Source organism: Enterobacter sp. PL_is514, assembly GCF_055816715.1.
On record NZ_JBVPGN010000027.1, the window covers coordinates 86,027 to 98,538 of the forward strand.

General features: G+C 54.5%; 16 protein-coding genes. 11 read left to right on the plus strand and 5 right to left on the minus strand.

Translation table 11 applies throughout. The features are described from left to right. Window positions 1-4: 4 nt before the first annotated feature. From mlaE to murA, 6 genes are all read left to right on the plus strand, one after another. The gene (mlaE, locus tag AC0TNG_RS04460) at window positions 5-787 is read left to right on the plus strand and encodes a lipid asymmetry maintenance ABC transporter permease subunit MlaE (protein ID WP_010436044.1); all 783 of its coding nucleotides are present in this window, start codon (window positions 5-7) and stop codon (window positions 785-787) included. 4 nt (window positions 788-791) lie between these two features. Beyond that, the gene (mlaD, locus tag AC0TNG_RS04465; protein WP_024906355.1) at window positions 792-1,340 is read left to right on the plus strand and encodes an outer membrane lipid asymmetry maintenance protein MlaD; all 549 of its coding nucleotides are present in this window, start codon (window positions 792-794) and stop codon (window positions 1,338-1,340) included. Window positions 1,341-1,358: 18 nt separating this feature from the next. Then, on the plus strand, window positions 1,359-1,994 hold the full coding sequence (gene mlaC / locus AC0TNG_RS04470) for a phospholipid-binding protein MlaC (protein ID WP_148770239.1): 636 nt from the start codon (window positions 1,359-1,361) through the stop codon (window positions 1,992-1,994). Continuing rightward, the gene (gene mlaB / locus AC0TNG_RS04475) at window positions 1,994-2,287 is read left to right on the plus strand and encodes a lipid asymmetry maintenance protein MlaB (protein ID WP_024906357.1); all 294 of its coding nucleotides are present in this window, start codon (window positions 1,994-1,996) and stop codon (window positions 2,285-2,287) included. Before mlaC ends, mlaB begins: the two co-directional genes overlap by 1 nt. A gap of 126 nt (window positions 2,288-2,413) precedes the next feature. Continuing rightward, the gene (gene ibaG, locus AC0TNG_RS04480) at window positions 2,414-2,668 is read left to right on the plus strand and encodes a BolA family iron metabolism protein IbaG (RefSeq protein ID WP_008501458.1); all 255 of its coding nucleotides are present in this window, start codon (window positions 2,414-2,416) and stop codon (window positions 2,666-2,668) included. Between the two features lie 50 nt (window positions 2,669-2,718). Continuing rightward, a complete protein-coding gene (gene murA / locus AC0TNG_RS04485) occupies window positions 2,719-3,978 on the plus strand; it encodes a UDP-N-acetylglucosamine 1-carboxyvinyltransferase (RefSeq protein ID WP_024906358.1) in 1,260 nt (419 codons plus the stop codon). 60 nt (window positions 3,979-4,038) lie between these two features. On the opposite strand, the gene sfsB is transcribed toward murA, so the two are convergent. Then, entirely contained in the window at window positions 4,039-4,326 is a 288-nt protein-coding gene (gene sfsB / locus AC0TNG_RS04490) for a DNA-binding transcriptional regulator SfsB (protein WP_032650388.1), read from the minus strand. 230 nt (window positions 4,327-4,556) lie between these two features. After that, window positions 4,557-5,528 (minus strand): octaprenyl diphosphate synthase, encoded by a 972-nt coding sequence (gene ispB / locus AC0TNG_RS04495; protein WP_048989794.1) that lies wholly within the window; start codon window positions 5,526-5,528, stop codon window positions 4,557-4,559. A 257-nt stretch (window positions 5,529-5,785) separates the two neighbouring features. On the opposite strand from ispB, the gene rplU reads away from it, so the two are divergent. The 4 genes from rplU (at window position 5,786) to cgtA (ending at window position 8,627) form a co-directional block, all read left to right on the plus strand. Further along, entirely contained in the window at window positions 5,786-6,097 is a 312-nt protein-coding gene (rplU, locus tag AC0TNG_RS04500) for a 50S ribosomal protein L21 (RefSeq protein WP_003025032.1), read from the plus strand. Between the two features lie 19 nt (window positions 6,098-6,116). Further along, on the plus strand, window positions 6,117-6,374 hold the full coding sequence (gene rpmA / locus AC0TNG_RS04505; protein ID WP_004385076.1) for a 50S ribosomal protein L27: 258 nt from the start codon (window positions 6,117-6,119) through the stop codon (window positions 6,372-6,374). A 96-nt stretch (window positions 6,375-6,470) separates the two neighbouring features. After that, entirely contained in the window at window positions 6,471-7,436 is a 966-nt protein-coding gene (locus tag AC0TNG_RS04510; RefSeq protein WP_014833443.1) for a DMT family transporter, read from the plus strand. Window positions 7,437-7,451: 15 nt separating this feature from the next. Then, window positions 7,452-8,627, plus strand: coding sequence for an Obg family GTPase CgtA (cgtA, locus tag AC0TNG_RS04515; RefSeq protein ID WP_023333597.1), 1,176 nt, complete (start codon window positions 7,452-7,454; stop codon window positions 8,625-8,627). 34 nt (window positions 8,628-8,661) lie between these two features. Here cgtA and pmrB read toward each other — a convergent pair whose 3' ends face one another. From pmrB to dacB, 3 genes are read right to left on the minus strand one after another with little or no spacing between them, the layout of a single operon-like run. Continuing rightward, window positions 8,662-9,705 carry a two-component system sensor histidine kinase PmrB gene (gene pmrB, locus AC0TNG_RS04520; RefSeq protein ID WP_024906361.1) on the minus strand — a complete coding sequence of 348 codons (1,044 nt, stop codon included), beginning with the start codon at window positions 9,703-9,705 and terminating at the stop codon, window positions 8,662-8,664. After that, window positions 9,702-10,364: a two-component system response regulator PmrA gene (gene pmrA, locus AC0TNG_RS04525; protein ID WP_024906362.1), complete on the minus strand. Its 663-nt coding sequence runs from the start codon at window positions 10,362-10,364 to the stop codon at window positions 9,702-9,704. The genes pmrB and pmrA overlap by 4 nt, the downstream gene beginning before the upstream one ends. Before the next feature lie 2 nt (window positions 10,365-10,366). Continuing rightward, a complete protein-coding gene (gene dacB, locus AC0TNG_RS04530) occupies window positions 10,367-11,800 on the minus strand; it encodes a serine-type D-Ala-D-Ala carboxypeptidase (protein ID WP_029739625.1) in 1,434 nt (477 codons plus the stop codon). A 228-nt stretch (window positions 11,801-12,028) separates the two neighbouring features. Between dacB and greA the strand changes: the two genes are divergently transcribed. Further along, window positions 12,029-12,505 (plus strand): transcription elongation factor GreA, encoded by a 477-nt coding sequence (greA, locus tag AC0TNG_RS04535; protein ID WP_014171793.1) that lies wholly within the window; start codon window positions 12,029-12,031, stop codon window positions 12,503-12,505. Window positions 12,506-12,512: the final 7 nt, after the last annotated feature.

Consider the following 12,512-nt stretch of genomic DNA (forward strand, 5'->3'; position numbering starts at 1 on the left):
ACTCATGCTGTTAAATGCGTTGGCCGCTCTCGGACACCGTGGCATAAAAACCATCAGGACGTTCGGGCGTGCCGGATTGATGTTATTCAACGCGCTGGTCGGCAAGCCGGAATTCCGTAAGCACGCACCGCTGCTGGTGCGGCAGCTTTATAATGTCGGCGTGCTGTCGATGCTCATCATCATTGTCTCCGGTCTTTTTATCGGTATGGTGCTTGGGCTACAGGGCTATCTTGTTCTGACAACCTACAGTGCGGAAACCAGCCTCGGGATGCTGGTGGCACTCTCGCTGCTGCGAGAACTGGGGCCGGTTGTGGCGGCGCTGTTGTTCGCCGGGCGTGCGGGGTCAGCATTAACGGCAGAAATTGGCCTGATGCGTGCGACCGAGCAGCTCTCCAGCATGGAGATGATGGCGGTCGATCCGCTACGTCGCGTGATCTCGCCGCGTTTCTGGGCTGGGGTGATCTCTTTACCGTTACTGACTATTCTGTTTGTCGCCGTGGGTATCTGGGGCGGTTCGCTGGTTGGCGTGCACTGGAAAGGCATTGATGCCGGTTTCTTCTGGTCCGCGATGCAGGACGCCATTGACCTGCGAATGGATCTGGTTAACTGCCTGATTAAAAGCGTGGTATTTGCCATTACGGTCACGTGGATTGCATTGTTCAATGGTTACGATGCCATCCCGACGTCGGCGGGCATTAGCCGTGCAACTACACGTACCGTCGTACATTCGTCGCTGGCCGTACTGGGTCTGGATTTTGTGCTCACCGCACTGATGTTTGGGAATTGAGTTCATGCAAACGAGAAAAAATGAAATTTGGGTCGGTGTATTCCTGCTTTTGGCGCTGCTGGCCGCGCTGTTCATCTGCCTGAGAGCGGCGGATATTACGTCTGTGCGCACCGAGCCGACGTATCGCATCTATGCCACCTTCGATAACATCGGCGGGCTGAAGGCGCGTTCACCGGTCCGTATTGGCGGCGTGGTGATCGGACGCGTAACGGACATTACGCTCGATGAGAAAACCTATCTGCCACGCGTCGCGATGGATATCGAAGAGCGTTATAACCATATCCCGGACACCAGTTCCCTTTCTATCCGTACTTCCGGCCTGCTGGGTGAACAATATCTGGCGCTTAACGTCGGTTTTGAAGACCCCGAGCTGGGAACGACTATCCTTAAAGACGGTAGCGTCATTCAGGATACGAAATCCGCGATGGTTCTGGAGGATATGATTGGTCAGTTCCTTTACAACAGCAAAGGGGATGAGAAAAAATCCGATGCAGCCCCTGCGCAGAGCGAAGAGCATACCGACGCCGCACCGACACCTGGTGCTGCGAATTAATTTCAGGAGAAGTCATTCATGTTTAAACGACTGTTAATGGTTGCCATGCTGGTCATCGCCCCTCTTACCGCCGCCCACGCTGCGGATCAGAGTAACCCGTACAAACTGATGGACGAAGCGGCGAAGAAGACCTTCGACCGTCTTACAAACGAACAGCCTAAAATTCGTGCTAATCCTGATTATCTGCGTGAAGTCGTTGACCAGGAACTGCTGCCGTATGTGCAGATAAAATATGCGGGTGCGCTGGTGCTGGGACGTTATTACAAAGACGCGACCCCTGCGCAGCGTGAGGCCTACTTTGCCGCGTTCCGTGAATACCTGAAACAGGCTTATGGCCAGGCGCTGGCGATGTACCACGGTCAGACCTATCAGATTGCGCCTGAGCAGCCGCTGGGTGATGCGACCATCGTGCCTATCCGCGTAACGATCAACGATCCTAACGGCCGTCCGCCGGTTCGTCTGGATTTCCAGTGGCGTAAAAACAGCCAGACCGGCCACTGGCAGGCGTATGACATGATCGCCGAAGGAGTAAGCATGATCACCACCAAACAGAACGAGTGGAGTGACCTGCTGCGCACTAAGGGTATTGATGGCCTGACCGCGCAGCTGCAGTCCATTGCTCGTCAGAAAATCACGTTGGACGAGAAGAAGTAATGTCACAGCAACTCAGCTGGTCGCGTGAAGGCGAGACATTAAAGCTGTCCGGTGAGCTGGATCAGGATCTGCTGAACCCCTTATGGGATAAACGCCATGAGGCTATGCAGGGCGTGACGCTTATTGACTTAACCGACATCACACGGGTCGATACGGCAGGCGTTGCGCTGCTTGCCCATCTGGTTGCGGTAGGGAAAAAGCAGGGGGCGAGCGTCACGCTTCGCGGCGCGAGCGATAATGTCGTTACCCTGGCGCAGCTCTACAATCTGCCTCAGGACGTATTGCCTCGTTAATATTTTCAGTGCGTTACTTCCGAAAGCCCTGACAGTTTCATCGTCGGGGCTTTTTGCTTGTTTAAGACGACGCCACTTTGCTCTAAGATGTTGGGCTTGTTTTCACTATCAGATGATTAAGAACCCATGGAAAATCATGAAATCCAGACAGTGCTGATGAATGCACTCTCCCTTCAGGAAGCCCACGTCACTGGCGATGGCAGTCACTTCCAGGTTATTGCTGTGGGTGAGATGTTCGACGGTATGAGCCGTGTGAAGAAACAGCAGGCTGTGTACGCGCCGCTGATGGAATATATTGCGGATAACCGCATCCACGCCCTGTCGATTAAAGCGTTCACCCCGCAAGAGTGGGCACGCGATCGCAAACTAAACGGTTTTTGAGCTGAGGGCGACAGGCCCGCAGCACGGTTGAATTTATAAGAGAGCACACAATGGATAAATTTCGTGTACAGGGGCCAACGCGTCTCCAGGGCGAAGTCACAATTTCTGGCGCGAAAAACGCCGCGCTGCCAATCCTCTTTGCTGCGCTGCTCGCGGAAGAGCCGGTAGAAATTCAGAACGTACCGAAGCTGAAAGATATCGATACCACCATGAAGCTGCTCACCCAGTTGGGCACGAAAGTCGAGCGTAACGGTTCCGTCTGGATCGACGCCAGCAAGGTGAACAACTTCTCTGCCCCTTACGATCTGGTGAAAACCATGCGTGCATCCATCTGGGCGCTTGGCCCACTCGTGGCGCGTTTTGGTCAGGGTCAGGTCTCTCTGCCGGGCGGCTGCGCTATCGGTGCGCGTCCGGTTGACCTGCACATCTTTGGTCTGGAAAAACTGGGCGCAGAGATCAAGCTGGAAGAAGGCTACGTTAAAGCGTCCGTCAATGGTCGTCTGAAAGGCGCGCACATTGTCATGGACAAAGTGAGCGTGGGCGCAACGGTGACCATTATGTCTGCGGCGACGCTGGCAGAAGGGACCACTATCATCGAAAACGCCGCGCGCGAACCGGAAATTGTGGATACCGCCAACTTCCTCGTGGCGCTGGGTGCGAAGATCACCGGTCAGGGTACCGACCGTATCACCATCGAAGGCGTTGAGCGTCTGGGCGGTGGTGTTTATCGCGTTCTGCCGGACCGTATCGAAACCGGTACCTTCCTGGTCGCTGCCGCGATCTCTGGCGGTAAGATTGTTTGTCGCAACGCGCAGCCCGATACCCTGGATGCGGTGCTGGCGAAACTGCGCGATGCGGGTGCGGATATCGAAATCGGTGAAGACTGGATCAGCCTTGATATGCACGGCCAGCGTCCAAAAGCGGTCAATGTGCGGACGGCACCGCATCCGGCGTTCCCAACGGACATGCAGGCGCAGTTCACCCTGTTGAACCTGGTCGCCGAAGGTACTGGCTTCATCACAGAAACCATTTTCGAAAACCGCTTTATGCACGTACCGGAGCTGATCCGTATGGGTGCGCATGCTGAGATCGAAAGTAATACCGTGATTTGCCATGGCGTTGAGAAACTGTCAGGTGCTCAGGTGATGGCAACCGATCTGCGTGCGTCTGCAAGCCTGGTGCTGGCGGGTTGTATCGCGGAAGGCACAACGATCGTGGATCGTATTTATCACATCGATCGTGGTTATGAGCGTATCGAAGATAAACTGCGCGCGCTGGGTGCCAATATCGAGCGTGTGAAGGGCGAGTAATCGTTCAGGCAGCCCCCTGCCAGCAATGACCGGGGGGTTGCTGTTCCTGTCAAAAACGCATTACTCCTGCGGTTCTCTTTTTGCCTTTCTCTGGCGAATCATGCGTGTTCTGTCGATAAATTCATGGGTGATGGGATCGTGGTAGCGCGAAGGCCAAATCACCCACGGATGCGTATCCAGCGCCGTCGCGATGATTAATTCTCCCTTGGGCCAGGGGCGGGTGAGGGCGTTTGCCAGAGTTGAAGAACTCAGTCCATGGCGGCGGGACTCTGCTGCCAGTGAAGTGCCTCTTTTGCGCAGTGCGGCAATAATATCAGCCGTGTGCCAGTCGATAAATTTCGTATCCATAACACCGTCCTTAAGTTCGGATTCACCTACGCCGTTTCTTCTGAAACGACGGGGTTAATATACCCATTTCAAGCTTTTGTTCTAAAAAGTTCGCGTTACTTGAAGGGATATTCAGAATAAGACATGGCTTTATTCATGCGGTCTCTAAACCGATGGATTTACAGGAATACGTAATTTACAGGATTTTTCTGGAATCCCCCCGCCATGGTCGCGGGGAGAAACAAGGAGGGTTAACGGTCGCGCTGAACGGCGATGTGGGCAAGACCTATCAATGCCTCGCGCCAGGGGCTGTCGGGAATGACCTGGAGAGCTTCGATGGCTTTGTCGGCTTCTTCTTCCGCACGCTGCCGCGTCCATTCCAGCGATCCGCAGATAGCCATGGTTTCCAGCACAGGTTCCAGAAGATGGCGGCCATTTCCCTGCTCAATCGCTTCACGGATCATTTTCGCCTGTTCGGCTGTTCCGTTACGCATGGCATGGAGCAGCGGCAGGGTCGGTTTGCCTTCATTAAGGTCATCTCCCACGTTTTTGCCGAGCGTCTCGCCGTCCGCACTGTAGTCCAGCAAATCATCAATCAGCTGGAATGCCGTACCCAGATAGCGACCATAGTCCTGCAGGCCTTTTTCCTGTGCTTCGGTACAGTCAGCCAGAATGCCGGAACACTGGGCCGCCGCTTCAAACAGGCGCGCGGTTTTGCTGTAGATCACGCGCATGTAGTTTTCTTCGGTGATGTCCGGGTCGTTGACGTTCATCAGCTGCAGCACTTCGCCTTCAGCAATGACGTTTACGGCTTCGGACATCACTTCCAGCACTTTCAGGGAGCCCAGACTGGTCATCATCTGGAAGGCGCGGGTGTAGATAAAGTCCCCCACCAGTACGCTGGCTGCGTTCCCGAACGCGGCGTTAGCCGTGGCTTTGCCACGACGCATATCCGATTCATCCACCACATCGTCGTGCAGAAGCGTCGCCGTGTGGATAAATTCGATGAGCGCTGCGATAGTGATGTGGGCATTTCCCTGATAACCAACGGCTCTGGCAGCCAGAATGGCGATCATCGGACGAATGCGTTTACCACCGCCGCTGACAATGTAATAGCCCAACTGATTGATCAACTGGACGTCAGAGTTGAGTTGCTCCAGGATTGCTGCATTCACACCCGCCATATCTTGCGCGGTTAACTCGTTGATTTTTTCTAAATTCATCGCAAAAGCCGGGCTTTTTATCCTGTTGATCCCATCTTCAATGGGGTAACGAAGGGTTTCGGTTTATCAATAGTAGTGCTGATTGTACTGAAAAAACGGCTCAGATAAACGTTACCGTACGTGTTGTGTTTTTTTTCTTCATGTATTGACGGTAGCACTTGTCAAAGGCTCGCGTTTTGCGTAATATTCGCGCCCTATTGTGAATATTTATAGCGCACTCTGAATCATACGAGGATGTGCGCGGAAGCGGAGTTTATATGTACGCGGTTTTCCAAAGTGGTGGTAAACAACACCGAGTAAGCGAAGGTCAGACCGTTCGCCTGGAAAAGCTGGACATCGCAACTGGCGAATCTGTTGAGTTCGCAGAAGTTCTGATGATCGCAAACGGTGAAGAAGTCAAAATCGGCGTTCCTTTCGTTGATGGCGGCGTTATCAAAGCTGAAGTTGTTGCACACGGTCGTGGCGAGAAAGTTAAAATCGTTAAGTTTCGTCGTCGTAAGCACTACCGTAAGCAGCAGGGCCACCGTCAGTGGTTCACTGATGTGAAAATTACTGGCATCAGCGCCTAAGACCTGAGGAGAGATTTAAATGGCACATAAAAAGGCTGGCGGCTCCACACGTAACGGTCGCGATTCAGAAGCTAAACGCCTGGGCGTTAAGCGTTTCGGTGGCGAATCCGTTCTGGCGGGTAGCATCATCGTTCGTCAACGTGGTACCAAATTCCACGCTGGCAACAACGTAGGTTGCGGTCGTGACCACACTCTGTTTGCTAAAGCAGACGGTAAAGTGAAATTTGAAGTTAAAGGCCCGAACAACCGTAAATACATCAGCATCGTTGCTGAGTAAGGTTTTCTCGGTCCGGTAACGGATTAAAGCCCCGCACCCTGTTGCGGGGCTTTTTACATTGGAAACCCGGTAATTTTTTCTGTAGGGAAAACGGGCATGAAGCAGCAGGCCGGCATAGGAATTCTTTTGGCGCTCACCACCGCAATGTGCTGGGGTGCGTTGCCAATTGCAATGAAGCAGGTGCTGGAAGTGATGGAGCCGCCTACGGTGGTCTTTTATCGCTTTCTGATGGCAAGCATTGGCCTCGGGGCCATTCTGGCCGTCAAAGGTAAGCTTCCACCCTTGCGGCTCTTCCGTAAACCGCGCTGGCTGGTGCTGCTGGCTATCGCGACGGGCGGTCTGTTCGGTAACTTCATCCTGTTCAGCTCTTCCCTGCAATATCTCAGCCCCACGGCGTCGCAGGTGATTGGTCAGCTTTCACCGGTGGGCATGATGGTCGCCAGCGTCTTTATCCTCAAGGAGAAGATGCGCGGTACGCAGATTATCGGGGCGAGCATGCTGCTGTGCGGTCTGGTGATGTTCTTCAACACCAGTCTGATCGAGATTTTTACCCGCCTGACGGATTACACATGGGGTGTCATTTTCGGTGTGGGGGCAGCAACGGTCTGGGTGAGCTATGGCGTCGCACAAAAGGTGTTATTGCGTCGACTTGCCTCACAGCAGATCCTCTTTTTGCTGTACACTTTGTGTACAATAGCATTGCTGCCATTAGCGAAGCCGGGTGTGATTACTCAGCTTAGCGACTGGCAACTGGCGTGCCTCATTTTTTGTGGGCTGAACACGCTGGTCGGTTATGGCGCGCTGGCCGAAGCGATGGCGCGCTGGCAGGCAGCACAGGTGAGCGCGTTAATTACGCTTACTCCGCTGTTTACGCTGTTATTTTCAGATTTGTTATCAATGGCCTGGCCCGATGTCTTCGTCAGACCGATGCTCAACCTGTTGGGCTATCTCGGTGCGTTTGTCGTGGTTGCGGGCGCGATGTATTCCGCCATTGGTCATCGTCTTTGGGGACGTTGGCGCAAAAATGAAGCGGTTGTAGTAGTCCCCCGCTCAGGCGAATGAGTTACGGAGAGTAAAATGAAGTTTGTTGATGAAGCGACGATTCTGGTCGTGGCTGGTGATGGCGGCAACGGTTGCGTGAGCTTCCGCCGTGAAAAGTATATCCCTCGTGGCGGCCCTGATGGCGGCGACGGTGGGGATGGTGGTGACGTGTGGCTGGAGGCGGATGAGAACCTCAACACGCTGATCGACTACCGTTTCGAAAAATCCTTCCGCGCTGAACGTGGCCAGAACGGCCAGAGCCGTGACTGTACCGGGAAACGCGGTAAAGACGTCACCATTAAGGTTCCGGTCGGTACGCGTGTGATTGACCAGGGAACCGGTGAAACCATGGGTGACATGACCAAACACGGTCAGCGCCTGATGGTAGCGAAAGGCGGCTGGCACGGTCTGGGTAACAGCCGTTTCAAATCTTCCGTTAACCGTACGCCGCGTCAGAAAACGATGGGTACCCCGGGCGATAAGCGCGACCTGCAGCTGGAGCTGATGCTTCTGGCAGATGTGGGCATGCTGGGTATGCCAAACGCCGGTAAATCAACGTTCATTCGTGCCGTCTCTGCGGCGAAACCGAAAGTGGCGGACTATCCGTTTACCACGCTGGTACCAAGCCTGGGCGTTGTCCGCATGGATAACGAGAAGAGCTTTGTGGTTGCCGATATTCCGGGTCTGATTGAAGGCGCTGCGGAAGGCGCGGGTCTGGGTATTCGCTTCCTGAAACACCTTGAGCGTTGCCGCGTACTGCTGCACCTCATTGATATCGATCCTATCGATGGTTCCGATCCGGTTGAAAACGCCCGCATCATCATCGGTGAGCTGGAAAAATACAGCGAAAAGCTGGCGAATAAACCACGCTGGCTGGTCTTCAACAAGATCGACCTGATGGACAAAGCCGAAGCGGAAGCAAAAGCGAAAGCCATTGCTGAAGCGATGGGTTGGGAAGATAAATACTACCTGATCTCTGCGGCAAGCCAGGTTGGCGTGAAAGATCTGTGCTGGGATGTGATGACCTTCATCATTGAGAACCCAATCGTTCAGGCGGAAGAAGCCAAACAGCCTGAAAAAGTCGAATTCATGTGGGATGACTACCACCGCCAGCAGCTCGAAGAGCTGGAAGCAGAAGAAGACGATGAAGACTGGGACGATGACTGGGATGAAGACGACGAAGAAGGCGTCGAGTTCATCTACAAGCACTAATATCTGTCCAAAGCCCCCATTATGGGGGCTTTTTTTATTCCAGCGTCGCAGGCAGCCAGCAGCTGGCGATTAAACCGCCTTCAGCGCCATTCTCAAGCGTGAGCCTGCCGTGGTGAAGCTGGACGATGCGCTGCACGATGCTCAGCCCCAGACCGCTGCCGCCGTAGCGCTGGTCAAGACGGCGGAATGGCTCGGTAATGGACTGCCGGTGCGCTTCATCAATCCCTGGGCCCTGATCGATAACGCTGATCTGCGTCCCCCCGTCGACCTCGGTTAACGTCACTGTAATCGTTGTCCCTGCCGGGCTGTAGCGTCCTGCATTTTCCAGCAGGTTGCGCAGCATCAGGCGCAGGAGCACGGCGTCTCCCTGAACCGTGAGCGCGCTTTTAGCGGGCCAAATTACCGTATGCTCTTTGGCTTCATGACCAAGGCCGAGAGGTTCAATGATATTTTCCGTCCAGCTTACGGTTTCGTAGTGGCCGCTCGCCATTGCCTGTCCGGCCCGGGCCAGCATCAGCAGCTGTTCGACGGTATGCATGAGCTGATCGATACGGCTAATCAGCGTTGCCGCCTGTGGCGCACCAGACTGCGACATCAGCTCCAGATGGAGCCGGATACCGGCAAGAGGCGTTCGAAGCTCGTGCGCGGCGTCTGCAGTGAAGAGACGCTCCTGTTGAATGGTATTGTCCAGCCGGGCGAGGAGCTGGTTCAGGGAAGTCGTCACCGCGCCGATCTCTTCCATGTCGGAATACATAGGAAGCGGGGTTAAGTTATCCGCCGAACGGTTAGCCAGGCTGACACGCAGTTTATTCAGGGGCCGGGTGATCCAGGTGACCGCCCAGAAGGAGAAGAGCAGGGTAAAACCGACCATCACCAGAGAAGGGACCAGCAGCGAGGCAATCGCCTCGCGGATCTCTTTCTCGACATGGTTATTACGCGCTTTTGCTGACAGCGTTTCACTGACCAGGAAACTAATCTGCTCACGGCTTTCATGCCACAGCCAGATGACGCTTATCAGCTGGAAAAATAACAGAATGACCGCCAGCAGCACCATCAAACGCCGACGCATGCTGTTCATTTCTGGCTCTCCAGGCGATAGCCAACGCCACGGACGGTTTTGATTCTGTCCTTGCCGAGCTTACGACGCAGGTTGTGAATGTGGACTTCAAGGGTATTTGACCCCGGATCGTCCTGCCAGGAGTAGATATCCTGCTGGAGCGTTTCTCTGTGCACCGTTTGCCCGCTGCGCATGATCAGACGCGTAAGCAAGGCGAACTCTTTTGGTGTTACCTCGACCGCCTGATCCTGGCGCAGTACCTGCTGGGTTTGCAGATTCAGCGTAATATCGCCGTCGGTCAGTAAGTTATCACTATGTCCCTGATAGCGGCGAATCAACGCTCGCACCCGAGCCTGCAGCTCCGCAAGCGCAAAAGGCTTCACCAGGTAATCATCTGCGCCTGCATCGAGGCCGGTGATGCGATCCTCAATGGCATCGCGTGCCGTCAGGATCAACACCGGGTTGGCGATACCGCGGCGTCGCCACTGGCTGAGCAGCGTGGCGCCGTCTTTATCAGGCAAGCCCAAATCGAGGATCACCAGACTGTATTCGCCGCTCTGAATCAGGGCGTCCGCCTCCGCTGCGGTGCCGGCACAGTCGAGGGCATACCCTTCATTGGCCAGCCCCAGCGCCAGCCCTTCCTGCAATAACAGATCGTCTTCAACTATAAGTAGTTTCATCGCTAGTTATTCTGGTAGATGTCCTTATAAAGCCTGCTTTCGAAGCGAACCAGTGGAATACGACGATTGCGCTGGTCGGTCGGTTCGACGGCATAGCCGGAAAGATACTGCACGAATGCCATGCGCTGTCCGCTGGCGGTAGTGATGAAGCCTGCAAGGTTGTAAACCCCCTGCAGTGAGCCTGTTTTAGCGGATACTTTGCCATCCACACCAGCAGCGTGAAGCCCGGCGCGGTACTGCAGTGAACCGTCATGCCCGGCCAGCGGCAGCATTGAAATAAAGTTTAGCTCAGTGTCATGCTGTGCAATGTACTGAAGCACCTGCATCATCGTGGCCGGAGAGATCAAATTATGGCGCGATAGTCCGGAGCCATCGACAGCGATGGTATTACCCAGTTCGATCCCCGCCTGCTGGCGCAGGATCTGCCGAACCGCGTCTGAACCCGCGCGCCAGGTTCCCGGCACGCCGAAACGGGCGTGACCAATCATGCGGAACACCGTATCGGCAATCATGTTGTCCGACTTTTTCAGCATGATGCGCAATAAATCGTGCAGCGGTGGAGACTGTTTGCTGGCGATGACCGTACCGGGCTGGTTGACCTGCGTCTGACGAAGCAGCGTGCCCGAGTAGGTTATTCCCGCTTGTTTCAGTTCATCTTTCAGAATGGCGCCTGCATAGCTTGCGCCATCCTGTATCGCAAATGCCAGCGGCAGCGGATCGGCTCGCTGGGTCAGGCAGCCGGTCAGCGTGAAGCGGTTAAGATCGCCTGGTACGACGTCCAGCTCACAATATTGCGCATCCGGGGAGCCTTTCGCCAGCGTGCGGACCTGGCTAAACATCGTGACCGGGTAGTAGGACGCTATGCGGATAAACGCTAAATCATCCGGCTTTGGCGCGCTGTAAAGCGAAACCGAGAAGCAGTTACGGTCGACAATCGCGGCGGCGGGCGGGGCGCTAAAGCACTGGGTCATGTCGTTCCACGGCCAGCCTGGGGCTTTATCGTGGCTGGCAAAGATGGACGTGTCGATCAGCACATTGCCATCAATTTTCTGCACGCCAGATTTTTTCAGCACCGCAACCATATTGCGGATATCCTGGCGCTTAAAGGTCGGATCGCCGCCAAAACGGGCGATAAGATCGCCTTTCAGTTCGCCACCCTCAACGTTACCTTTGGTTTCAAGAGTGGTGGTAAAACGGAAGTCAGGCCCGAGCTGGAGCAGGGCGGCGAGGGCAGTGATCACCTTTTGGGTACTGGCAGGCAGCGCCATCTGTTGACTGTGATAGTCAATCTCGGGAGCCTGTGCGCCAACCTTCTGCACCATCAGGGCAAGGTTCGCGCCTGCGGGGAGCTGATTAATGTACTCATCAACATTCGCGGCCTGGGCGGTGAACGTTATACTGGTAGTCAATCCGATGATAAATCTGGAAAATCGCATAATCTCGCGCTAACAACCCGAAAACAAACCGTCATACTACGGTGCATGGCACTGCAAAGTAAACGATGACCCATAGTGAACTTCGCGGTAAAATGCATATCAAATTGAAAAATTGCTGCTGACCTGGGGCATTGCTCCCGGGTCGGTTTTCTTTTTGCTTCTTGCCCGCTTAGGGGGGCAGGAGCAGGGAACACTGCTCCCAACAGGAATGTTTAAGAGGTATAACAAATGCAAGCTATTCCGATGACCTTACGTGGTGCCGAAAAACTGCGCGAAGAGCTGGATTTCCTGAAATCCGTGCGTCGTCCTGAAATCATCGCCGCTATCGCGGATGCGCGCGAGCATGGCGACCTGAAAGAGAATGCTGAATACCACGCCGCGCGTGAGCAGCAGGGCTTTTGTGAAGGGCGTATTAAAGATATCGAAGCAAAACTGTCCAATGCACAGGTTATCGACATCACCAAAATGCCTAACAACGGGCGTGTGATCTTTGGTTCTACCGTGACCGTGCTAAACCTGGACAACGACGAAGAGCAGACCTATCGCATCGTGGGTGATGATGAAGCCGACTTCAAACAGAACCTGATTTCGGTGAACTCGCCGATTGCTCGCGGCCTGATTGGCAAAGAGCAGGACGATGTCGTCACCATCCGCACCCCTGGCGGTGAAGTAGAATACGAAATTATTAAGGTTGAATACCTGTAATTCGCTT

Coding starts and splice junctions, on each gene's coding strand:
- mlaE (WP_010436044.1), top strand. CDS start 5: ATGCTGTTAAATGCGTTGGCCGCTCTCGGACACCGTGGCATAAAAACC.
- mlaD (WP_024906355.1), top strand. CDS start 792: ATGCAAACGAGAAAAAATGAAATTTGGGTCGGTGTATTCCTGCTTTTG.
- mlaC (WP_148770239.1), top strand. CDS start 1,359: ATGTTTAAACGACTGTTAATGGTTGCCATGCTGGTCATCGCCCCTCTT.
- mlaB (WP_024906357.1), top strand. CDS start 1,994: ATGTCACAGCAACTCAGCTGGTCGCGTGAAGGCGAGACATTAAAGCTG.
- ibaG (WP_008501458.1), top strand. CDS start 2,414: ATGGAAAATCATGAAATCCAGACAGTGCTGATGAATGCACTCTCCCTT.
- murA (WP_024906358.1), top strand. CDS start 2,719: ATGGATAAATTTCGTGTACAGGGGCCAACGCGTCTCCAGGGCGAAGTC.
- sfsB (WP_032650388.1), bottom strand. CDS start 4,326: ATGGATACGAAATTTATCGACTGGCACACGGCTGATATTATTGCCGCA.
- ispB (WP_048989794.1), bottom strand. CDS start 5,528: ATGAATTTAGAAAAAATCAACGAGTTAACCGCGCAAGATATGGCGGGT.
- rplU (WP_003025032.1), top strand. CDS start 5,786: ATGTACGCGGTTTTCCAAAGTGGTGGTAAACAACACCGAGTAAGCGAA.
- rpmA (WP_004385076.1), top strand. CDS start 6,117: ATGGCACATAAAAAGGCTGGCGGCTCCACACGTAACGGTCGCGATTCA.
- AC0TNG_RS04510 (WP_014833443.1), top strand. CDS start 6,471: ATGAAGCAGCAGGCCGGCATAGGAATTCTTTTGGCGCTCACCACCGCA.
- cgtA (WP_023333597.1), top strand. CDS start 7,452: ATGAAGTTTGTTGATGAAGCGACGATTCTGGTCGTGGCTGGTGATGGC.
- pmrB (WP_024906361.1), bottom strand. CDS start 9,705: ATGAACAGCATGCGTCGGCGTTTGATGGTGCTGCTGGCGGTCATTCTG.
- pmrA (WP_024906362.1), bottom strand. CDS start 10,364: ATGAAACTACTTATAGTTGAAGACGATCTGTTATTGCAGGAAGGGCTG.
- dacB (WP_029739625.1), bottom strand. CDS start 11,800: ATGCGATTTTCCAGATTTATCATCGGATTGACTACCAGTATAACGTTC.
- greA (WP_014171793.1), top strand. CDS start 12,029: ATGCAAGCTATTCCGATGACCTTACGTGGTGCCGAAAAACTGCGCGAA.